The following is a 23576-nucleotide window of genomic DNA, read 5'->3' as shown; positions in this document are numbered from 1 at the left end:
GAATTGAAAAAGCTGCTTAAAAAAATAGATATAAAATGAATGTATATCCTACTTTTAAGCAGCCTTTATATGTTATTCTAAGCTTTTTAAGCTAGAAATTCCTGACATGCCTTTACACAGTCGTTACATGCTTTTGCGCAATCCTGACAATGTTTGTGATCATGCTGCTCGCATTCTTCAGCGCAGGCCTTGCAAACTTTTATACAATATTTCACTAAATCGTTAACATCGGTGTAACCTGTGGCCAGCACCTGATTTAAGGCTGCGCATACTTCGGCACAAACCTTATCGGTTCTAATACACTTGACCATCATTTTCACATTGTCCTCATCTAAACATGCATCAGCACAATAATTGCAATGATTGATACAATTACCAAGCGCATGAATTAGTTTCTCATTTCTCATAATTTTGGTTTTTATGGTTTACTCAAAAATAAGAAATAGAGCTCTTAAAGACTTTTAAAATTATTGTAAGATTTTATGAATTTATGGAATAATTATATCGAATCTAAATGTTTGCGAGCGTTTAGTTGTTGCAAACGATATTGTGAAGGACTCATTCCTAAGCTTTGCTTAAACTGCGTAGACAAATATGCCGCACTATTAGAGCCAAGCTCTAAAGCTATTTCTGAAATACTTAATTCATCATACTTCAGCAATTCTTTGGCTCTTTCCATCTTGATGCTATGTTGGAATTTCTGAATGCTTTTTCCTTCCTGTTTTGAAAATATTGAGCTTAAATGACTGTATTCAAAGTTTAAAGCTTCACTTAAGATATCTGATAGATTACGATCTTTGAAATCTTTATTCTCATAAACACCTTTAATTACTATAGCTTTAATAGCGTTCACAATACGATCATGCTTTTGAGAGATAATCTCAAAACCCACTTTTTTAAATTCAGCCTGAAGCTGTTTTTCTTGTTTTTCCGTTACACTCTGTTTCAGAAGGACTTCTCCTAAGTCGATTTTTTGAAAAGGAATTTCAAGGCTGGTAAGTATCTCCCTTATTGTAGAAACGCATCGGGGACACACCATGTTTTTAATAAATAAAATATTTTCAGGCATCAACTGTAATTTAAATAAGCCCGTAAAAATTCACATTTCACGGGCTTCAAACATTATTTAATGGTTTCTTCTACTCTTCCGCATTTCAGCATTTTTTCGCCATAATAAGGATTTAGGATCTCTTTACTGTTTGAGTACCAATAATCTCCTTTTCCGTCAAAAGCCATTGGGCAATATAACTTGTAGATCTCACCCGATGCTAAAGCTCCATTCAACATTTTTTCTATTCGAGCAGTAAGTTCCGAAAAGGATTCTCGTTGTTCATTCACATTTGTAGAGTTCGCAATTTGAGTAGCCGCCTCGGTCATTCCCGCATCATCCTTAGCCACTTTTAAGGCTTCTAATAATTCTTGTGCATGTTCTTTGGCCTGCCCAGAATTTGTTTGTACTAAGGCAGATTTAACACCCGTGTAGTGCTCATATACCGCTGCTACAGTCGAGTCTTTAAAAGAAGCTGTAACATCATCGGTCTCGATCAATTCATCATGAGCTGAATCTTCATGCATTTCTGCCGCATCAATTTCCGCTGACTTTTCTTTTTTGTCTCCGCAAGAGTAGAAGCTTAAACCTGCAATTGCTAAAAGTGTAATTCCTAATTTCGTCTGTTTTCTCATTTTTTTCCGAATTTATTTTTATTGATTAATTTACTAAGATCTATTAATTATTTTTCAGCCTTCTCCAGCCTGTCGAGCATTTGTTTCATTTGTGCAATTTCACGCTTTTGAGCTTCTATAATTTCCTTTGCCAGTTTCTTCACTTCCGGATCTTTTAAATGAGCCTGCTGACTGGTTAAAATAGCAGAAGAGTGGTGCGGGATCATGGCCCTCATATATTCTTCATCTGAAATAAAGCTTTGATTGCGTTCCATATAAAAAAACGCTGCAAACCCAACAATACCAACTATAAGTATTGCTATATTCTTATTTTTATTGGTATACATGCCCAACATGAACAATAGCATTACTATTGCCATAGATGCTATCATGAGAGAGGTCATATAAATACGCATGGGGCTCATCATAACATGATCTACATCTGCTACATTTAAAAACATGACCGCATACATCACTATAAATGATACCGCCATCATAATTACAAATTTACTGTACTTACCAATTTTCATAACTATTAAAATTTAAGGGTTACTAATTTTGTTTCATACGCAGGAGATCATAAATAGCATGGTTATTAGCTTAGAGCCTGTCTAATGGCAATAATAACCAGAACTAGCGATATTACTCCGTACACGAACCTTACCGTCCATTTCTTAAAACTGGAAAGGTATCTTTCTGTCTTGCTTTTACCTAGATTTTTCATTTTAGTCTTGTTTTCAACTCTCCACAACCAAGCATTGCACTACCGTAATATGGATTCTTCACTTCGGCGGAAGCGCTTAACCAATTGGCACCTTTATTTTTGTTAGCCATAGGGCAATGCATTACAAAGAGCTGTTTATAATTGAGACCATAAACATTTACCATTCCAATAATACTTTCTGAAAAATCTATAAATTCATTTCTTATTTCCTCTATATTCTGAGATGCTGAAAACAAGCGGGTTGACTGCAATAATTCTTTTTCAAAACTCTTCCAAATCTTCAATGTTTTTTCGTTGAGCTTGGAGGTATTAAAAGCTTTTATTTTTGATTCTAAACCTTTGATAATAGATTTTGCTCCTTTGAAATCATCTTCTACTAATGCATTTTTAAGAGCTAAATAATCTTCTATGATAGGCTGGAATTGCGCTTTTTCATCTTTGGTAAGATTCTCCACATTAAGAACAGAATTATCTTTAGTATCCAGTTTTGGATTCATCATACTTGGTCTTCCCGAAAGCTGAACTGCCGCATCTACCGTAAACGTCCCATTGGTAACAATCTCTTCTCCGGTTGATAATCCCTCTTTTACAACATAAGAATCACCCAAAGCAGGGCCTAATATCACTTCTCTCAATTGGAAACTTGATCTCCCTTTCAAGTCTTCTTTAATATAGACCACCGAGCGTTCTCCTGTCCATAAAACTGCTGATTTCGGAATTATTATTTCTTCGGAAGTTGTTTTAGAAACTCCACTTTTAACGATTCCCGATGCAAACATTTCCGGCTTCAGTTTTCCATCTTTGTTATCAACCTCAACTCTGGCAGTAGCCACTCGGGTTTGAGAATTAATGATGGGATCAATAAAGCTTATTGCACCTTCAAATGTCTCTCCGGGGAGGGAATTGATGGTATATGAAATCTTGCTACCCTCTTTAACCCATGCTAATTCACTTTCATAAAGATCGAACAGGACCCATACTTTAGAGAGGTCGGAAATCTCATAGATTGGCATTCCTCGCTCCACATAATCTCCCAGATCTACCATTTTTTCGGTAACAATTCCATTTACATCAGCTCCAATTGGGAAGCGTTGAATGGCTTTTCCATTTGCTAGAATTCGCTCTATCTGAGCACTTCCAATTTTCCAGTTTTTAAGTTTCTCTTTGGCGGCTTCAAATAATTCCGGCTGACTCTCTTTAATGCTCGCTGCTTGTAATAATTCTTCTTGCGCAGTTACTAGTTCCGGAGAATAAACCATTGCCAGCGTTTGACCGCGACGAACCTTCTCCCCCGTGAAATTGATACTAAGTTTCTCAATCCTACCCGGAATATGAGTAGATTGTGAATAAGCATTTCGTTCATCTACCTGCACTTTCCCATTCAACCTTAATTCTTTGGAAGCATTTCCCACTCCCACTATTTCGGAAGTGATATTAGCAAGTTTGATGGCATTTTCGCTCATCTGATAATTATTTGGGCTTGACCCACTATTATCGGCTGCTAAAGGAATTAATTCCATTCCACAAATAGGACAATCTCCGGGTTCATTCTGTCTGATTTGAGGATGCATAGAACAGGTCCAGATTTCTGATGCAACTTCATCCAGATGTTCCTGCTCTTCCATCTCCATAACCTCTTTTTCGGAAGTTGAAGGTTTAAGCAACCAGCCTAAGCCAGCCCCAATAATCAGGGTAGCTATAACAATAAGTATGATTTTCTTATTTTCCATGAGTCTATATTTATGGATATATTTTCAATTTTGTTTCTATTTTGAACTATCGAATAACAGATATTCCAGCTTTGCATTCGCTATAAACCCTCTTTTAATGGCTTCTATTTTCTGGGTTTGCAATAGTAAGATATCTTGATTCATTCGTAATACCTCTTCAAAAGTTCCAATTGCATTGCTAAAAGACGAGATGTAGAGCTTATTTGCCTGATTGGAACTTTTCAACTGCTTATCATAAAGTTCAATGAGCCTAACCGCTTTTTTTAGATCATATAAGGTTAACTCCACCTTAGTTTGCAATTCATTTTTAACATCTAACATTTCATTCTCTATACTAACCGACAGCAAATTTGCCTCTTCTTTTGCAGCTTTGTATTTCTTTCTAAAAATTGGCAAGCTCACAGATACCATAGGCATGATGGCATCCTGTCCATTCCTATCAGGATTTGCATCAGTTCGCTTAGAGATAATGGAATAATCTACTCCTAAACCAATATTGGGCATTCCCTCCTTTTCGGCAAGTATTTCTTTAGCGGCATAAGATGCCTTCTGCTTTTCTAAGCTTAATACAATGGGATTATTTTTTAAATCCTCCTTATAGTTCACAATTCGTGGAGCGGGTTTAATTACAAGGCTATCCTTTATAACAACTTCTGCTTCTCTATGTAATAACAAGTTGAACTTTGTTGCCAAAGGCTTTTTCATTTCCTCTAAAAGTTCGATTTCAGTTAGAGCGGCTTCTCTTTCGATATCTACTTTTACCACATTTACCATAGCACCTCCTCCACTTTTGAACCTGCTTAAGGCCAGTTCCCGATAAGAATCTAAAATGCTTAAATTTTTCTTTTTAATCTCAATAACTTCAGACAAAGCATATAGCTCTGCATATGCCGATTTTACTTCAAAAGAAAGTTCATTCTGAAGATTTAGATAACTCTGAAACTTCGCTTCTGCCATCAGGTTAGCCGCATCTTTACGCGCATCTAAGGTTCCAAACCAAGGGAACATCTGCATTAGGTTAAAACGAGCTTCCTGAGTTCCTGCTCTGGTTTCAATCATTCTTCCTAACCCACTCACGGTTAAAGTAGGATCCGGTAAACTGGCCACTTGAGGAGATTGCTTTAGCGCAGCTTCAAACTGGGCATAAGATGCTTTGAGTTTCGGATTATTTTTTGCTGCTATCTCTAAGTAATCTGCCAGAGTTTCTTGTGCATGCAAGCTATTTATTGTCATTCCTTGAAGAAGAAATATCAATAGACCGATTTTATATAGATTAAAACTTTTCATCTTCTATTCTTTTCAATTAAGAGCTTCTCATTTTTCTTTACTACAGTTTCTCTCCAATACGCTTGTAAAACAGGGACTACAAAGATTGTCATGATCTGGATGATCATTCCACCAACAATTGGAATAGCCATAGGCACCATAATATCGGCTCCTTTCCCATTGGAAGTTAGTACAGGAAATAAAGCAATTATCGTTACTGCAGTTGTCATCATTGCGGGACGTACTCTTTTTAAGCCGGCTTCCATAACAGCTTCCCTCACCGCTTTTACCGTTTGAGGATTCTTACGTTCAAAGACCTGATGGATATAGGTTCCCATCAATACCCCATCATCGGTAGCAATTCCGAATAAGGCAATAAAACCTACCCAAACCGCCACACTTAAATTGATATCATGCATTTGAAAAAGTTCCCTCATATTCATACCTGAAACTGAAAAATCCATGAACCAGGTTTGCCCATACAACCAAATCATGATGAAACCACCTGCAAAGGCAACAAATACTCCTGAGAAATGAATTGCAGATGCAATGACAGTTTTGAACTGAAAGTACAGTAACATGAAAATAATGATCAAACTTATTGGAATAACAATGGCCAGTCTTTTTACTGCACGTACCTGATTTTCATAATTCCCGGAAAATTTATAACTGACACCTGCAGGAACTTCCAGCTCTCCCTGATCTATTTTTTTCTGAAGAAATTCTTGAGCATCATCAACAACATTAACCTCAGCAAAGCCATCTCGTTTATCAAAAAGTACATACCCTACTAAAAAGGTATCTTCACTTTTAATCATTTGCGGTCCGCGGGTATATTTTAACTCTGCCAATTCTCCTAATGGAATTTGGGCCCCGGTGGAAGTTGGAACAAGTATTTTTCTAATATTATCTGGATCATCTCTAAGTTCCCGAGGATAGCGTACTCTTACAGGGTAACGTTCTCTGCCTTCAACCGTACTTGTAATTTCCATACCGCCCATAGCAGTTTCAATAGTTTGTTGAACGTTTTCTATGCTTAGTCCATATCTGGCAATTGCATTTCTATTAATGTCTATTTCCAAATACGGCTTCCCCACAGTTCTGTCGGCAAATACCGCTTCCGATTTAACAGAAGGTACCTGTTTTAGCAAATCTTCCAGCTTCAAACCAAACTCCTGAATAGTTTGCAAATCTGGACCGTATACTTTGATTCCCATAGGAGCTCGCATTCCGGTTTGCAACATTACCAGTCTGGTTTCTATAGGCTGAAGTTTAGGTGCCGAAGTAACTCCGGGTAAATTTGCACGCTGAATAATCTCATTCCAAATATCATCTGGAGTTTTTATCTGGCTTCTCCAATTTCTGTAATATTCACCATCTTCATCTTCAATTAGATTTTCTTTTGAAACCCTCTGGACAATGGCCTGTTCATTGGTTAAACTATCTCCAGATCTTAATATAAAGCGATCTTCCTTATCCACTTTGAAAGTCATTGGCTTTCCAAATTCATTCAGAAGAAATTCGGATTTATAATTGATAATATTCTCATACATGGAAATTGGCGCAGGATCCAGCGCGCTTTCAATTCTTCCTAACTTACCAACTGCCACATCCACTTCTGGAATATCTGAAATAGCAATATCAAGTTGTTGCAAGGTTTGCTTGGAAGCTTCAATTCCTGCATGCGGCATAGAAGTAGGCATGAGCAAAAAGCTTCCCTCATTTAAGGAAGGCATAAATTCTTTTCCTACTCCCGGAAAAGCAGAAGACATTCCTTTCCATAGCGAAGTAGTTCGCACATTCCATCCTATTTTTTCAAATCCGTTAGCCACCGGACTCACTATTTTTGGAAAACCTAGCCATATCATTACTCCAAAGAAAATGGTAGCCAAGGGCACGATTATAAATTTGCCTTTATTCACCAAACACCAGCTTAATAAAGGCTTGTAGAACTTCACAATTCCCATAAGGACTACTAAAGTGAAGGCAAGTAAAACTATTACAAATAGGTAATTTGAGAACAAGGACGATTGATATCCTAAGGGCAACCATTCTTCTGTAAGAAAGAACACCGTGACAGCAAGTATTATTACAATAGTAATTAAACTTGAATGCTTTCCTAAAAATTCAGGATTCCTATCTTCCAATAATTTAATAACACCAATAATGACAAGGGTTAAAGGCAACCAAAAACTAAAATAGATAGCTAAGAATATTCCCGCTATTATTATACCTATATTCCAAACACGCGCAATACGCTGTTTTTGAATTCTTATATTAAAGGCAAAATATGAAAGCATGGGTAGGATGAATATTCCAATTAAAAAGGCGGCACCTAAAGCAAAGGTTTTTGTAAAAGCAAGGGGCCTAAACAATTTCCCTTCAGCATGTTCCATAAAGAATACAGGAAGAAAGCTCACTATAGTTGTTGCTAACGCAGTTGTTACCGCGGGAGCTACTTCTAAAGTTGCCTTATAAATAACCGCTAATAATTTCTCATCTTTAGCACCAGTATTCTTTTTCATTTCCAGATGTCGAATGATATTTTCTACAAAAACGATCCCGACATCCACCATCACCCCAATAGCTATTGCTATTCCCGAAAGTGCTACCACATTGGCATCTACTCCAAAGTAGCGCATAGCAATAAATGTTACCAAAACGGCTACCGGCAACAGACTTGAAATAAGCAATGAAGCTCTTAAGTTAAGTACTAAGACTATAATTACAATAATACTTATCAAGATCTCGTGAGAAAGGGCATTTTCCAGAGTGCCAAGGGTCTCTCCTATCAATTGTGTTCTATCGTAAAAAGGAACTATGGTTAATTTACTGATGGTACCATCGGCCAAGGTTTTTTGTGGTAAGCCTGCCGAGATCTCTTTTATCTTTTCTTTTGTGTTTTTAATTACCTGCAACGGATTCGAACCATATCTGGCCACCACTACACCTCCCACTACCTCTGCGCCTCCTTTATCAAGTATTCCGCGACGTTCTGCCGGACCAAGATGAACCACTCCCAGATCTTTTATTAGTACTGGCTTGTTATCTACAGCGGTAACCACAGAATTTTCAATATCCTCTACAGATTTGACATATCCCAGGCCACGAACTAAATACTCCACCTTATTTATTTCAAGGGTCTTGGCTCCAATATCACGGTTAGAATTTTTAACCGCCATCATCACCTTATCTATCCCAATATTGTAAGCCTTTAGTGCATCGGGATTAACATCTATTTGATATTCCTGGATATACCCGCCTACCGAGGCCACTTCTGAAACACCCGAAGTTCCGCTTAAGCCAAGCTTTACATAATAATCCTGAATAGAGCGAAGTTCATTAAGATCCCAACCGCCAGTGACATTTCCTCTGCCATCACGTCCTTCCAAAGTATACCAAAACACCTGCCCTAAACCTGTAGCATCGGGTCCTAAACTTGGTTGCACTCCTTCTGGAAGAAGATTTGCAGGCAAAGAATTCAATTTTTCTAAAACTCTGGTTCTGGACCAGTAAAATTCTACATCCTCATCAAAAATGATATATACAATGGAAAACCCGAACATAGATGTGCTTCTAATAGATTTCACACCCGAAATACCAAGCAACGAAGTCGTCATTGGATAGGTAATCTGATCTTCAATATCCTGAGGAGATCTCCCGGGCCAGGAAGTGAACACAATTTGCTGATTTTCTCCAATATCTGGAATAGCATCTACCGGTACCGAATCTTTTGGCAGGAAACCTGTATCCCAGCTAAACGGTGTAGTAACCACTCCCCAACCTAATAAGAAAAGCAACAGGAGCACGGTAACCAGCCGGTTATACAGGAAATATTTAATTAATTTATTGAACATCTATAGTATCTGAAAAATTTTAAAACATCTCAATTTAAGTTGAGCTTGTAAAGACACATGGAATTGTGTTTATAAAGCAGCAATAATAAATACAGCAGCCTTTATGAGCTGTGAATTCCTGAGTATTAAAAAATTATCAAATAAGAAAAACCTGATCTAACACCTGTATATCGGTGACCAGTAAGGGTGGAGAATAATCATCGAAAGGTGTTACCTGTTTAGGTAATACTTCGAATAAATTTAAATAAGTGTAAGTGTATGAAGCAACAAAAATCTGTTGTTGTAAATCCAGCGAATCAAAATTTAACTTCAATTCATCCTGACCATCAATAGATACTTTTTCATTACTGCAACAAGAGTCCTTTTCTAAGGAAGCCATGGAAGAAGATTCGTCCATCTTCATTTCCATTCCGCAAGACTTGGCTTTTGAAAACACAGCCTGATCTACAAGAATACTCCCACAAAAATGTTTGTCTATAGAAAATGAAAATGTGGACACTAGCACTAAAAATGCCAATGCAACAGAGATCGATCTATGTAAACCACTTTTCATCCGTACAAATATAAACAATAATTAAAATATGAGATAGTCTCTAAATTTTAGAAACAACAACTATAATTATCCCGTCAAAAATACTGGAAATTTTAAAGGTTTCACTTTAAGATTTTCAGGAAATACTTTTGAATTTTGAGGATTGACGTTTCTTGAGTCGGTAATAATAAAATGCTGGTAATAAAATAATTACAAAAATCGGGTGTATTAAAAATCTTCTTACGTAGAATAAAGTTTGATAATGCATATCACTAGTATTTGATATAAAAAATATAAATAAGGTAAGACAAATCAAGAACAGGATAGCATACAAGACTAGGGAGAATTTCACAATATTTCTGCTTAGGAAAGCCACATAGATAATTGCTAAGCAAACCGAAGTATTCAGCCAGAATCTGAAAACCACATTTAGTATGAGCTTAAAGGTTGCAAACTGAGGAATTTTACCACGTAAATAATCATCTTCATAAAAAGACAGAAAAGGATCATAAAAAAGTTGGTGCTCATAAAACCGTATAAGCGCTAATAGCACCACCAGCCCCCCAATACCAATTACCCTATATCTAGCCTTCATTTCTTATGGGTTTAGAGAAAATACGTACCCAGAACACCCATAATATAAACACTGTACCATAAATAATAAGCGGAAAAACTACACTATGCAGAAATGTAGTGTACTGGGGATATTCATATAGAGTTATACTTAAAAGTGCAATTCTAAAAATATTGATGACATAAATTGTGATAACTCCCCCCATTAAGTACAACATTGTGGTTTTAAATTTTCCAAAAAAGGAAAATAAAAATGAAATAAAAAGAATTATAATGCTAATAGAATTACACCCTTCAACTATTCGAGCAAGAAAAACCCCTTCAACGTATAATTTCATAGAGGGCTCTCCTTGATTTGGAACTACTTCAGAGGCATAACCTAGAAATTCTATGAGTGCTTCACTTTTTCGAGCTACCACATATGTGAAGAAATCAGGAAAATATTTTGAAGATTGAAAAAGATCCAAATACAAGCCATATATGAATGATAAGGCCAGATAACTCCCCAAAAAGGTGAGTATGAAGGCTAATACAGATTTGTATTTTATAAATAGCTGGAGCAATGAAGTATCTTGTTTTAACAAATTTATAGAAAATTGAAGGCGTAGCATCCTAATATTTTTAAATACTTTTGCCAAAAATAACAGTTATGCCATTTCAAGAATTAAAACCGAAGGTTACCGCCATATTAAATACTGAAGAATTATCTGTAGACCATAGAATGACGCAGATTTGTGAGCTCTTAAAAGAAAGCATTCCCTATTATGATTGGGTAGGGTTTTATTTTAAAAATGGTGATAAAGAAGAACTTAAATTAAGATCCTTTGCCGGAGAACCCACAGATCACATCATTATTCCATTTGGAAAGGGAATTTGCGGACAAGTTGCGGTATCTAATGAGAACTTTGTGGTGGCCGATGTAAAAGCACAGGACAACTATATTGCTTGCAGCATGTTTGTAAAAGCAGAGATCGTGATTCCGTTATTTGTTAATGGAGAGAATATCGGGCAAATTGATATAGATTCACACACTGCCAATCCATTTTCTAAGGAAGATGAACTATTCTTAGAATTTGTGAACAAAGAAGTAGCCAAGATACTTAGCTAATTTAAAAAACATATAAAAGAAAAAGGCTCATCCTAGGATGAGCCTTTTTCTTTTAATTTTCGAATTTACATTCCCGTTCTAATAGCCTCTACAGGATCTAATTTAGATGCTGAAATAGCTGGGATGATCCCTGATATCAACCCTATTACTGCTGACACTGCAGTTCCCAAGAACATATTCCATGGAGATAGCACGAATTCAAAATCGCCTGTAAATTGAGATGCCAGGAGTGATATCACCCATACCAGGAATAAACCTATCAAACCTCCAATTACAGCGAGAATTACCGCCTCAAATAAGAATTGAAATAAAATGAACTTATTCTTAGCTCCCAAAGATTTTTGAATACCAATAAGGTTGGTACGCTCCTTAACGCTTACAAACATGATATTAGCAATCCCAAAACCTCCTACCAGTAAGGAAAACCCACTAATAATAAGACCTATAAAATTCATTTGTCCTGTAATATTATCAATAAGATCTGCAAAACCTTGTAATTGATTCACAAAGAAATTACTCACCTCATCTGGCTTTAAGCCTCTAAAATTCCTTAGCTGCTGAGTTAATACCGCTATAAATTCGGCATTATCCACATCATCCGTAGGTTTGATAATGATTTGAGGGAAGGTCGATTTATTATTATCACCAAAAATCCTTCTTACCACATTCACCGGTAAAAAAGCACTGGTATCTTTAGAGCCACCAAAAAGACCAGCTCCTTCTTTTTTCAACACCCCAATTACCGAAAATTTCCGGCCGTACATTCTAACCTGTTTTCCTAACGGATCGCTATCACCAAAAAGGTTTTGTGCAATCTCATGCCCCAATATCACCACCGGAGACCCACTTACAGATTCAGCTTCATTAAAAAATCTACCTTCTGCGAGTTGTAAAGATTCTATTTGGTAATAATCATCGGTAACCGCACCTATATCTACACTAGAAACCGTTTTTTCTTCAAATTTAATGGTCTCTCTGGGTACATTTAAAGCATAGGTAGCAGCTTCCACATCGGGTAAATTTCTATCCAGGTACTGAAATTCTTCATAAGAAACATCAGGGAATTGTTGCCTTTTCCATTGAGGTATCTCGGAAGGACCAAAAGAAAATCGCATTAAAATAATGGTGCTGTTGTCTAGAGAACTTAAACTTCCCTTGATCTCTTTATCTAAAGAATCTACCGCTGCAAGCACTCCAATAATGGAGAAAATTCCAATGGTCACCCCTAGAAGAGACAGGAAAGTACGCAGCTTATTGTTTCGTAATGCATTGATAGCAAAATTGAAACTTTCTTTTAAAACCCTTAAGTAAATCAGCATAATTAAATTAGGTGTTTTGCATCCAATAAAGGTAAGACGCCAACACTATATTTTCGTTACATTTTTTTTAAGAAATAAAACCTCAGATCTTTAGATTTTGTAGCTAATTAATTACTTTTGCAAGCCTAACAAACACAACACAATGAGCAATTTAAAATCAGCGAAATCTGCATTGATCTCGGTCTTTAGCAAAGATGGTCTAGGGCCCATCGTAGAAAAGCTAAATCAATTAGGTATTACTATTTATTCAACAGGTGGTACAGAGAAGTTTATCACAGACATGGGGATACCCGTTATTCCTGTAGAAGACCTTACTTCTTACCCTTCCATTTTAGGCGGAAGAGTAAAAACTTTACACCCAAAAGTTTTTGGAGGAATACTTAACCGACAAGATAATGCTTCTGATGTTGCTGAAATGAAGGAATACGACATTCCTCAAATTGATATTGTGATAGTAGATTTATACCCTTTTGAGAAAACAGTTGCTTCGGGTGCTTCTGAACAAGACATTATCGAGAAGATCGATATCGGAGGAATTTCACTTATTCGCGCAGCTGCAAAAAACTTTAAAGATGTACTTTGTGTATCATCTGTAAATGATTATGCCGAATTCTTAGCCTTGATTTCTTCAAAAGAAGGTCGTACTTCTTTGGAAGATCGCAAGCGTTTTGCTGGAAAATCTTTTCAGATTTCCTCCCATTACGATACTGCCATCTTCAACTTTTTCAATTCAAATTCCGAAGAGAACGTATATAAACAAAGCTTTTCAAATGGAAAAGAACTTCGTTACGGAGAGAACCCACATCAAAAAGGAACATTCTTTGGAGATTTCGACGCTATTTTCGATCAGGAGCACGGAAAAGAGTTATCTTACAATAACTTACTTGATGTAGATGCTGCCGTGAACTTGATGAACGAGTTTAAAAACGACGCTCCTACCTTTGCTATCTTAAAGCACAATAACGCTTGTGGTTTGGCACAAAGAGATAGTATTTCGGAAGCTTATGTAGATGCGCTTGCAGGAGACCCTGTATCGGCATTTGGCGGGGTTCTAATAAGCAACACTGAAATTGATAGAGCTACTGCTGAAGAGATCCATAAATTATTTTGTGAAGTGGTAATTGCTCCTTCATATTCTTCTGAAGCTTTAGAAATTCTAAAAGGAAAGAAAAACAGAATCATCCTTGTTCAAAAAGAGACTGAAATGCCTGAAAAACTGGTAAGAACCTGTTTAAACGGAGTTTTAGTTCAAGATAAAGATAACATTACTGATGCGGTGGAAGATTTAACAGAAGCCACCAACAATAAACCAAGCTCAAACGAGTTAAATGATTTGATTTTTGCCTCTAAAATCTGCAAACACACAAAATCTAATACCATCGTTTTAGCAAAAAACAAACAATTACTGGCTAGTGGAACAGGACAAACCTCAAGAGTAGATGCCTTAACACACAGTATTGAAAAAGCAAACTCTTTTAATTTCGATTTAAATGGTGCTGTAATGGCGAGTGATGCTTTCTTCCCATTTCCAGATTGTGTGGAAATTGCAGGAAATGCAGGAATAACGGCCGTTATACAACCGGGGGGATCTATAAAAGACCAGTTGAGCATCGATTATTGCAATGAACACAACATAGCAATGGTAATGACTGGAACAAGACATTTTAAACATTAAATTTATTACATTTACCTAACCTCAACATACATACTATGGGATTTTTTGATTTTCTCATTGAAGAAATAGCAATAGATTTAGGAACCGCTAATACCCTTGTCATTCATAATGACAAGGTAGTGGTGGATAGCCCTTCTATTGTTGCCCGCGATAGAACTACGGGAAAAATTATTGCTGTGGGAAAAGAAGCTGCCATGATGCAGGGGAAAACCCATGAAAACATCAAAACAATCCGTCCTTTGAAAGATGGAGTAATTGCCGATTTTGATGCCAGTGAGAAAATGATAAGCATGTTTATCAAAGAAATTCCGGCACTTAAAAAGAAGATGTTCACTCCGGCCTTAAGAATGGTAATTTGTATCCCTTCCGGTATTACGGAGGTTGAGATGCGCGCAGTAAAAGAAAGTGCCGAGCGAGTAAATGGAAAAGAAGTATATCTTATACACGAGCCTATGGCTGCGGCTATTGGAATTGGGGTAGATATCATGCAACCTAAAGGAAACATGATAGTAGATATAGGAGGTGGTACCACCGAGATTGCAGTAATAGCCTTAGGAGGTATTGTATGCGATAAATCTATTAAGATTGCAGGAGATGTTTTCACAAATGACATCGTATATTATATGCGTACTCAGCATAACTTATACGTAGGAGAACGCACTGCCGAAAAAATAAAGATTCAAATTGGTGCGGCTACCGAAGATCTTGAAGTTCCGCCAGAAGAAATGAGCGTTCAGGGTCGTGACCTTCTTACAGGAAAACCTAAGCAGGTTCAAATATCTTATAGAGAGATCGCAAAAGCATTAGACAAGTCTATTTTACGTATTGAAGATGCCGTAATGGAAACATTATCTCAAACACCGCCAGAACTTGCTGCCGATATCTATAATACGGGTATCTATTTAGCCGGGGGTGGTTCTATGCTTAGAGGATTAGACAAACGTCTTTCTTTAAAAACAGATCTTCCTGTATATATTGCTGAAGACCCATTAAGAGCCGTAGTTAGAGGAACAGGAATATGCCTTAAAAACCTAAGCCGTTACAAAGGAATTTTGATAAAGTAGGAACTAACTTATGCAGCAGATATTTAATTTTCTTATCCGCAATAAGAATAACATCTTATTCCTGTTGCTGCTAGTTCTATCCCTATTTTTAACTATTCAGTCGCACTCCTATCACAAGAGTAAATTTATAAGTTCTGCGAATTTCGTGACCGGAGGTATTTACCGATGGGCCAATGGGGTGCAGACCTATTTTCATTTAGACGATTATAATAAGCGACTTCTAGAAGAGAATCAGCAACTAAGAGGTTTATTATCTAATATTCCTGATACTAGCTTAACCAAAAACCATTTAGACTCACTGTCCTTTTCCGGAATCTACGAGTTTCGTACAGCTAAAGTTATTAGCAACAATTACTCTAAAGTAGATAATTATATCACCCTCGATAAGGGGAAAAGCGCTGGTATAGAAGCGGAATATGGAGTAGTAACCAGCCAAGGAATTGTAGGAATTGTCGATAATGCCTCTAAAAATTACTCTCGGGTAATCTCAATTTTAAATAGCAGCTCCAAAATAAATGCGCAATTAAAAAGAACCAATCATTTTGGTTCGCTTATTTGGGACGGAAAAGATCCCAATATTGTTCAGTTGGTTGATGTGCCAAGACTGGCCCCACTTAAAAAAGGAGACACCATTATAACCGGAGGAAAATCTCTAATTTTTCCTCAGGGAATCCCTATTGGAAGAATTGACGATTTTAAACTGGATACTAACGAAAGTTATTACACCATCAACATTAAGCTTTTCAATGATATGACCAATATTGGATATGTATATATAATTGAAAACAAAGACAAGGCAGAAATTAATGCTTTAGAAGAGAACGATGACTAATTCCATACTCACAAATAGCGTCCGTTTTGTAGTGCTGATATTACTTCAGGTATTGCTCCTAAATAACATCAATTTTTTAGGCTATGTAAATCCGTATTTATATGTGATGTTCTTAATATTATACCCTTTAAACAGCCCGCAATCATTTTTTATTCTGGCAGCTTTCTTACTTGGTATTACCTTAGACACTTTTGAAGACAGTGGGGGAATAAACGCCATAGCCTGTTTGGTGATAGCCTTTATTAGACCTACAGTATTGCGGTTTTCTTTTGGAATTAGCTACGATTATCAATCGGTAAAGCTTTCAAATACTCCCTTTGAAGCACGGCTGGGCTATATTATAATTGTGGTTTTCATACACCATTTAATATTATTTAGCCTGGAAATGTTTGATTTCTCACATATCTTTTTGATCTTGAAGAAGACATTATTTTCCGGAATATTCACGATTCTGCTTATATTAATTAGCTTAACACTATTTAAACAAAAGCAACGATGAGAAGGCTTCTCCTCTACATCATCATTTTAACAACAGGGTTCATTTTCCTTGGAAGGCTCTTCTATCTTCAAATTGTAGACGAATCTTTTGCACGCTTGTCTGAGGATAACGCCATTAAAGTTGTGTACGATTACCCTCAGCGAGGTTATATTTTTGATCGAAATGGAGAACTGCTGGTTTCAAATCAGCCTTCCTATGATGTCATGGCTATCCCAAGAAATGTAAAAGCTTTTGACACTTCTGAATTTTGCCGAATTTTAAATATTACACCCGAAGAGCTCAGCATAAAACTCGATAAAGCAAAGATATATTCTCCAAGGCTGCCTTCGATAATAGTTCCGCAGCTAACTAAATCGGAATACGCATACTTTCAAGAGAAAATGCGAAATTATCCAGGATTCTATATTCAGAAACGTTCTTTACGAGACTATCAAACAGAAAGCGCTGCAAATGTTTTAGGCTATATAGCCGAGGTAAACCGAAAAATAATTGAAGACAATCCTTATTATATTTCAGGAGATTTAATTGGCAAACAAGGCGTAGAAGGTCAGTATGAAGAAATGCTTCGAGGAGTTAAAGGAGTAAAATATATCCAGAAAGACCGCTTTAATCGAGTTATTGGCCCTTATAAAGAAGGCATTTATGACACTCTCCCTAAAAAAGGAAAAGACCTAACCATTTCAATTGATGCAGTTTTACAAGCATATGGCGAAAAACTGATGCTTAATAAAAGAGGAGGAATAGTTGCTATTGAGCCCTCTACAGGGGAAATCTTGACAATGATTACTGCTCCAAGTTACGACCCGGCTCAACTGGTTGGAAGAAAACGCTCTCCTAATTTTACGAAATTATATTATGACACTATAGCACGCCCCCTATATGATAGAGGCCTACTTGCCGAATATCCTCCGGGTTCCCCATTTAAAACCATCAATGCCCTTATCGCTTTACAAGAAGACGTAGTAGATATTCACGACAGGTTTTCATGCAGCAGAGGCTACGTATATGGGAGAGGTCGTAAATTAGGGTGCCATCCCCACGCAAGTCCGTTAGATATGATACCCGGGATTGCTCAATCCTGCAATGCTTATTTTGCAAATGTTTACCGCCGAATAATAGAAAAATATCCTACTCCGCAGCAAGGTATAGATGTCTGGGCAGAGCATCTGGATAGTTTTGGTTTAGGTGATTATTTGGGATCAGATCTATCTACAGGTAGGCCAGGTAAAATCCCGAATTCTAAGTATTACAACCAGATATACGACTATCCCACATATAAATGGTATGCTACCGCAACTCTATCTAACGCTATAGGGCAAGGAGAAGTACTTCTAACCCCTATCCAGTTAGCCAATATGACTGCCGCCATCGCTAATAAAGGATGGTTCTATACCCCACATATGATTAAGGAAGTGGATGGGCAATCTATTAAACAAAAAGAATTTACTGAAAAGAAATACACCACAATAGAACCAAGACATTTCGAACCGGTAATTGAAGGTATGCATCAGGTATACAAAAGTGGTACTGCCGCAAGTTTAAACATTCCCGGTATAGAAATAGCCGGAAAAACAGGTACCGCAGAGAATTTCACCAAAATTGGAGGAAAGCGCGTGCAGCTAACCGACCACTCCATCTTTATAGCTTTTGCTCCTGTAGACAACCCAAAGATTGCTCTTGCAGTATTTGTAGAAAACGGATACTGGGGTGGAAGATACGCCGGAAGAATAGCCAGTTTAATGATTGAAAAATACTTAAAGGGGACCATTACAAGAACCGACATGGAAGACTGGATACTTACTCATAGTCTGGAAGAAGAATATGCTAAACCAATTAGCGGGGAACCTTTTACAATTAATAAATAATGTCAAAAAGCACAGTTGGATTTGACTGGACCACAATTTTAATCTATCTCCTATTAGTTATTTTTGGATGGATGAATATTTATTCTGCATCTTTAGGTGACACTCCTTCTTCAATCTTCAATTTTGACGAGATATACGGTAAGCAAGCACTTTGGATCATGCTAAGCTTTTTTATGATAGTAATACTCCTATCTATTGAAGCTAAGTTTTATATGCGATTTTCCAGTGTAATTTATATTATCTCCTTAATATCCATATTAGGCCTCTTTGTATTCGGAAAAACCATTAATGGTGCCACCTCCTGGTATGTATTTGGAGGAGTAAGTATACAGCCGGGAGAATTTGCAAAGGCTGCAACAGCACTCGCACTGGCAAATTATTTGGGAGATATACAAACCAACGTTCGTACTTTTTCTCATCAAATTAAAGCATTTCTCATTATTGCGATTCCAGCATTAATTATTCTCCCACAACCCGATGCGGGAAGTGCTTTGGTTTATGCCGCCTTTCTTTTCCCCTTATACAGAGAAGGTTTAGCAGGCATCTACCTCGTTATTGGTTTTATTGCCGTGACGGTTTTTGTACTCACTTTAGTGATTGGGCCTTTGTATGTCTCTATAGCAATTGTAGTATTAGCACTCTTAAGTTTATTTATTAAGAGAAATAAGCGACCAGGCTATATATGGATCTTAATTGGAATTATAGTTGGAATAGGGTATTCCTACAGCGTTGATTATATCTTTCAAAATGTTTTTGAACAAAGGCATCGAGACCGATTCAATATTGTTTTAGGGAAAGAAGTTGATGCTCGTGGAATTGGATATAACACAAACCAGAGTGAAATTGCCATTGGTAGCGGAGGCTGGTTAGGTAAAGGTTGGACCGAAGGAACTCAAACCAAAGGACAGTTTGTGCCAGAACAGCACACCGATTATATTTTTAGCACCGTGGGCGAAGAGTGGGGCTTTTTAGGAACTTCGCTAGTTGTCTTACTTTTTGTATTACTTTTATTGCGACTACTATTTTTAGCCGAGCGACAGAAATCACAGTTTAATAGAGTATATGGCTACAGTGTGGCCGGAATTATATTTCTTCACTTTATGGTGAATATAGGTATGGTTACAGGAATATTACCAACGGTTGGAATTCCCCTTCCCTTTTTCAGCTATGGAGGGTCCGGACTTTGGGGCTTCACTATCCTGCTATTTATTTTTATAAAACTGGATGCAGAAAGAATGTCCTTTTAGTTAAGAACATTTATCCAGCATCAATAAAATAGCGGCCACAACCAAGATAATAAAGGGGTATACGTATTTTCTTTTCATAATTTTTTTTAGATTTCTTCAAAGATATTCAATCTGTATTAATTGCCTGATTTTTCTTTACGCCATGACCACACTTCATTAAATTCATATAAATTATACTGATAATATACGAAAACTAAAAAACCACTTAAATAAAAAAACGCTTCAAAAGTAAATACTCTTAAAGCGTTTCTAAATAAGTTCTATTAAAAATAACCTACCTAATTCTTGATAGTTGCAACTTTTCGTTTTTGAATGTTATTAACTTTTATATCATCTAAAACATTGATCGCTTCTTCAACATAAACATCACTAGTTAAGCTCTTGTGCCAGCGATCACGCTTCTCTTTTAAGATCGTATCATTTGCGTAAAGCTGAACTTCATACGGCAAAGATTCATATGTCAAATTTGAAGTATACCCGGAGATAGCATCAAAACGTTTAGCTTCTTCCTGAGTCGCTTCTCTTTTTGCCACATAGGCTGTGTAATTTAACGGATAAATATCATCTGAACTTTGGTCTTTCACCCATTTAGCATTTTCAGCGATCAAATTAAGCTGAGCACTTTCTGCCATACGTTTCTTGCTTTTTTGAATAGCTTCTTCGTAATCTATGTATCCATTCCAGATCTTATACTTTGCAGCATCTATTTGATCCCATGGAAGTGGGTTTTCATAATCCTTCTCCCCTATATCTATATAACTATATCTATCTGGAACCACTACATCACTCTTAACTCCTTCCAACTGTGTAGAACCACCATTCACTCTATAAAACTTCTGTGTAGTAAGCTTAAGAGCTCCCAGATCGCCATATTCGTTACTTCTTACGGTTTGGTTAAGATCTATTACATTTTGAACAGTTCCCTTACCATAAGTTTGTTTACTTCCAATAATGATAGCCCTTTTATAGTCTTGCATCGCTGCAGCCAAGATTTCAGAAGCTGAAGCCGAAAGTTCATTCACCAAGATCACTAATGGGCCATCCCATAAAATAGAAGGATCTTTATCTTCTAAAATCTCCTGACCTTCTTCCTTAGATTTCACCTGCACTATTGGACCTTTTTCAATAAATAATCCGGCAATATCTACAACTGTTTTTAATGAACCACCTCCATTATTTCTAAGGTCTAATACCAGACCTTGCATACCTTGTTTTTTAAGCCTAATAATTTCTTGCTTAACATCGGAAGCGGCATTACGCTCATTATAATTCTCCATATTGAAGTAAAACTTAGGAAGATTTATAACTCCAAACTCGCGATCGTTCTTTCTTACCAGAGCAGATTTTGCGTAGGTCTCTTCAATCTCTACTACATCTCTAACAATGGTGATCTCTTCAATATTACCCAGCACTTTTTTCTTAACTGTAAGGGTAACCTTAGAATCTTTAGGACCTTTTATAAGTTTCACTGCGTCGTCCACGCGCATTCCTACCACGTTTACAGCTTCTTTCTCATCTTCCTGTTTAACTTTCAAGATAACATCTCCCTCAGCTAATTTATCGGTAAGCCAAGCCGGCCCACCAGAAATGATCTCCACTATCGTGATATAATCACTTTTCTTTTGAAGTCGTGCCCCAATTCCCTCAAGCTTTCCAGACATAGCGATATCAAACCTATCTTTCTCCTGAGGAGCAAAATAGAAAGTATGTGGATCAAACTCTTCTACAATAGCATTTATATATACCGAAAAATAATCCTGACGATCCAGGTCTTCTGTAAAATCAAAGTATTCCTCCATACTGGTTAGAGTAGATTCTCTAGCCTCTTTTTCTAATTCTTCATCAGACTTTACTTTAAACTCGGGATCATTTTTCAAAGATTTTTCCTGATCCTGTTTTTTATCGTAAAATGCGCTAAGGGTGGTGAACTTAAGTTGCTTTCTCCATCGTTCTTTCAAATCTTCACGAGTATTCACGTATTCCACTTCCTCATAATCGGTATTGATATCTTCTTCTTCAGAATAATCAAATGGCTCGGCCAATATCTCTCTATATATATCGCGTACTTCCTTTGTTCTTTCTAAGAGCTTGGTATGGGTAAGATCAAAGAAGGTTAGATCTTTGTTTTTTATCTGATCGTCTATCTTATTCTCATAGGCTGCAAATTCCTTCACATCATCCTCATAGAAGAACCTTCTTAAAGGATCTATAGACGCTAAATAATCTTTGTAAACCTCTTTTGAAAAATTGTCATCTACAGATTTTGCATCGTAATGACCTCTTTCCAATACATAGGTAATCAAATCGATTAAAAGTTTGTCTTTATTCGGATCGTTGAAAGTTTTAGTGGTAAAACTGCATGATGCTGCTGCCATTAACAGCACCAACACTAAAATCTTATAATTCCTTTTCATAAACCGCATTAATTTCATCGTTAATTTCAATCAAGATACATAAAAAATTGTGCCAACAATTTTGCGAAGTACACAAATTATTTGTTCGCCGTCTAAGATAAGCTTTCCTTTGGAAATTATTATTTTAGCAACCATAAAAATAAATAGTGATGTCCCCAAAAAAACCATTGATATTAGTAACCAACGATGATGGTATCACCGCCCCTGGAATTAGAGCTTTAATAGAAGTTATGAAGGAGTTGGGAGAGGTAATTGTTGTGGCCCCAGATAGCCCTCAAAGTGGTATGGGACACGCCATTACTTTAAATGATACTTTATTTTGTGATGAGCTGAAATTAACAGAAACCGATAAACATAAAGAATATAGCTGTTCGGGAACTCCAGCCGATTGTGTTAAGATTGCAACTCAGGAAATCTTACATAGAAAACCAGATCTTTGTGTAAGCGGTATTAACCATGGCTCAAACTCTTCTATTAATGTGATCTACTCCGGTACTATGAGTGCTGCTGTAGAAGCCGGAATAGAAGGTATTCCCGCCATTGGATTTTCACTGAACGATTATTCGTTACATGCCGATTTTGAGCCATCAAAAGCTTACATAAAATCTATAACTCAACATGTTATTAAGAACGGACTCCCAAAAGGGGTGGTTCTTAATGTTAATATTCCTAAATTGACAGAAGCCGAGATCAAGGGTGTAAAGATATGCCGACAAGCAAAAGCACGTTGGGAGGAAGAATTTGATAAACGAACCAGTCCGCAGGGAAGAGATTATTATTGGTTAACAGGAGAATTTATAAATGAAGATCATGGGGAAGATACCGATGAATGGGCATTGGCTCACAATTATATCTCGGTGGTCCCTATTCAATTCGACCTTACGGCACATCATTTTATACAAGATTTAAATAGCTGGGATCTAAATGATTAGAAAAAACATTCTCATCGGTTTTATAATAGGAATTATTGCCAATATGGCCGGAATATTTCTATATATCACGTTGTTTTCTAAAATTGGATTGGAAGCAAGTCTTAAAGATGCGGTAGCAAATAATTATCTGGGGAAAATAATCTCACTTGGGGCCATCCTTAATTTCCTTCCTTTTTTCATATTTCTGAAAAAGAAACAGATCTATCACGCACGTGGAGTTCTTTTAGCAACCGTATTAACAGCTGTGGTAGTTGCTGTTTCACAAATCTTATAGTTT

General features: G+C 36.8%; 22 protein-coding genes. 9 read left to right on the top strand and 13 right to left on the bottom strand.

The genetic code is table 11. From position 1 onward, the window contains the following. Positions 1–86: 86 nt before the first annotated feature. From L1I30_RS04330 to xrtF, 11 genes are all read right to left on the bottom strand, one after another. Positions 87–407 carry a four-helix bundle copper-binding protein gene (locus L1I30_RS04330; RefSeq protein WP_236133020.1) on the bottom strand — a complete coding sequence of 107 codons (321 nt, stop codon included), beginning with the start codon at positions 405–407 and terminating at the stop codon, positions 87–89. A gap of 92 nt (positions 408–499) precedes the next feature. Next, complete coding sequence (locus L1I30_RS04325) at positions 500–1069, bottom strand: helix-turn-helix domain-containing protein (protein WP_236133019.1); 570 nt, start codon at positions 1067–1069, stop codon at positions 500–502. A gap of 53 nt (positions 1070–1122) precedes the next feature. Then, positions 1123–1683, bottom strand: coding sequence for a DUF3347 domain-containing protein (locus tag L1I30_RS04320; RefSeq protein ID WP_236133018.1), 561 nt, complete (start codon positions 1681–1683; stop codon positions 1123–1125). 47 nt (positions 1684–1730) lie between these two features. Next, positions 1731–2192: a DUF305 domain-containing protein gene (locus L1I30_RS04315; RefSeq protein WP_236133017.1), complete on the bottom strand. Its 462-nt coding sequence runs from the start codon at positions 2190–2192 to the stop codon at positions 1731–1733. A gap of 65 nt (positions 2193–2257) precedes the next feature. Then, positions 2258–2386, bottom strand: coding sequence for a hypothetical protein (locus L1I30_RS14305; RefSeq protein ID WP_262911016.1), 129 nt, complete (start codon positions 2384–2386; stop codon positions 2258–2260). Continuing rightward, positions 2383–4116 carry an efflux RND transporter periplasmic adaptor subunit gene (locus tag L1I30_RS04310; protein WP_236133016.1) on the bottom strand — a complete coding sequence of 578 codons (1734 nt, stop codon included), beginning with the start codon at positions 4114–4116 and terminating at the stop codon, positions 2383–2385. Before L1I30_RS04310 ends, L1I30_RS14305 begins: the two co-directional genes overlap by 4 nt. Before the next feature lie 36 nt (positions 4117–4152). Further along, on the bottom strand, positions 4153–5403 hold the full coding sequence (locus L1I30_RS04305; RefSeq protein ID WP_236133015.1) for a TolC family protein: 1251 nt from the start codon (positions 5401–5403) through the stop codon (positions 4153–4155). Continuing rightward, entirely contained in the window at positions 5400–9239 is a 3840-nt protein-coding gene (locus L1I30_RS04300) for an efflux RND transporter permease subunit (RefSeq protein WP_236133014.1), read from the bottom strand. Before L1I30_RS04300 ends, L1I30_RS04305 begins: the two co-directional genes overlap by 4 nt. A gap of 136 nt (positions 9240–9375) precedes the next feature. Beyond that, positions 9376–9792: an HYC_CC_PP family protein gene (locus tag L1I30_RS04295; protein ID WP_236133013.1), complete on the bottom strand. Its 417-nt coding sequence runs from the start codon at positions 9790–9792 to the stop codon at positions 9376–9378. A 115-nt stretch (positions 9793–9907) separates the two neighbouring features. Beyond that, the gene (locus tag L1I30_RS04290; RefSeq protein ID WP_236133012.1) at positions 9908–10366 is read right to left on the bottom strand and encodes an exosortase F system-associated membrane protein; all 459 of its coding nucleotides are present in this window, start codon (positions 10364–10366) and stop codon (positions 9908–9910) included. After that, positions 10356–10907: an exosortase family protein XrtF gene (gene xrtF / locus L1I30_RS04285; protein WP_444542719.1), complete on the bottom strand. Its 552-nt coding sequence runs from the start codon at positions 10905–10907 to the stop codon at positions 10356–10358. The genes L1I30_RS04290 and xrtF overlap by 11 nt, the downstream gene beginning before the upstream one ends. An 86-nt stretch (positions 10908–10993) precedes the next feature. On the opposite strand from xrtF, the gene L1I30_RS04280 reads away from it, so the two are divergent. Continuing rightward, the gene (locus L1I30_RS04280) at positions 10994–11452 is read left to right on the top strand and encodes an XrtF-associated fRMsr-like GAF protein (protein WP_236133010.1); all 459 of its coding nucleotides are present in this window, start codon (positions 10994–10996) and stop codon (positions 11450–11452) included. 65 nt (positions 11453–11517) lie between these two features. Here L1I30_RS04280 and L1I30_RS04275 read toward each other — a convergent pair whose 3' ends face one another. Then, complete coding sequence (locus L1I30_RS04275; RefSeq protein ID WP_236133009.1) at positions 11518–12771, bottom strand: ABC transporter permease; 1254 nt, start codon at positions 12769–12771, stop codon at positions 11518–11520. 142 nt (positions 12772–12913) lie between these two features. Between L1I30_RS04275 and purH the strand changes: the two genes are divergently transcribed. From purH to rodA, 6 genes are read left to right on the top strand one after another with little or no spacing between them, the layout of a single operon-like run. Further along, positions 12914–14446: a bifunctional phosphoribosylaminoimidazolecarboxamide formyltransferase/IMP cyclohydrolase gene (gene purH / locus L1I30_RS04270; protein WP_236133008.1), complete on the top strand. Its 1533-nt coding sequence runs from the start codon at positions 12914–12916 to the stop codon at positions 14444–14446. A 35-nt stretch (positions 14447–14481) separates the two neighbouring features. Then, the gene (locus L1I30_RS04265) at positions 14482–15510 is read left to right on the top strand and encodes a rod shape-determining protein (RefSeq protein WP_236133007.1); all 1029 of its coding nucleotides are present in this window, start codon (positions 14482–14484) and stop codon (positions 15508–15510) included. A 10-nt stretch (positions 15511–15520) separates the two neighbouring features. Next, complete coding sequence (gene mreC, locus L1I30_RS04260; protein ID WP_236133006.1) at positions 15521–16342, top strand: rod shape-determining protein MreC; 822 nt, start codon at positions 15521–15523, stop codon at positions 16340–16342. Beyond that, positions 16335–16841, top strand: coding sequence for a rod shape-determining protein MreD (locus tag L1I30_RS04255; protein ID WP_236133005.1), 507 nt, complete (start codon positions 16335–16337; stop codon positions 16839–16841). Before mreC ends, L1I30_RS04255 begins: the two co-directional genes overlap by 8 nt. Continuing rightward, positions 16838–18706 carry a penicillin-binding protein 2 gene (gene mrdA / locus L1I30_RS04250; protein WP_236133004.1) on the top strand — a complete coding sequence of 623 codons (1869 nt, stop codon included), beginning with the start codon at positions 16838–16840 and terminating at the stop codon, positions 18704–18706. Before L1I30_RS04255 ends, mrdA begins: the two co-directional genes overlap by 4 nt. Then, positions 18706–19953 carry a rod shape-determining protein RodA gene (gene rodA, locus L1I30_RS04245; RefSeq protein WP_236133003.1) on the top strand — a complete coding sequence of 416 codons (1248 nt, stop codon included), beginning with the start codon at positions 18706–18708 and terminating at the stop codon, positions 19951–19953. The genes mrdA and rodA overlap by 1 nt, the downstream gene beginning before the upstream one ends. A 278-nt stretch (positions 19954–20231) precedes the next feature. On the opposite strand, the gene L1I30_RS04240 is transcribed toward rodA, so the two are convergent. Beyond that, on the bottom strand, positions 20232–22367 hold the full coding sequence (locus tag L1I30_RS04240) for a carboxy terminal-processing peptidase (protein WP_236133002.1): 2136 nt from the start codon (positions 22365–22367) through the stop codon (positions 20232–20234). Between the two features lie 149 nt (positions 22368–22516). Here L1I30_RS04240 and surE point away from each other — a divergent pair, with 149 nt between their 5' ends. Further along, the gene (surE, locus tag L1I30_RS04235; protein ID WP_236133001.1) at positions 22517–23299 is read left to right on the top strand and encodes a 5'/3'-nucleotidase SurE; all 783 of its coding nucleotides are present in this window, start codon (positions 22517–22519) and stop codon (positions 23297–23299) included. Continuing rightward, on the top strand, positions 23292–23573 hold the full coding sequence (locus L1I30_RS04230; RefSeq protein WP_236133000.1) for a hypothetical protein: 282 nt from the start codon (positions 23292–23294) through the stop codon (positions 23571–23573). The genes surE and L1I30_RS04230 overlap by 8 nt, the downstream gene beginning before the upstream one ends. Positions 23574–23576: the final 3 nt, after the last annotated feature.

It is taken from the genome of Gillisia lutea, from assembly GCF_021568705.1.
GTDB lineage: Bacteria > Bacteroidota > Bacteroidia > Flavobacteriales > Flavobacteriaceae > Gillisia > Gillisia lutea.
This window is presented reverse-complemented; position numbering and strand designations above follow the sequence as displayed.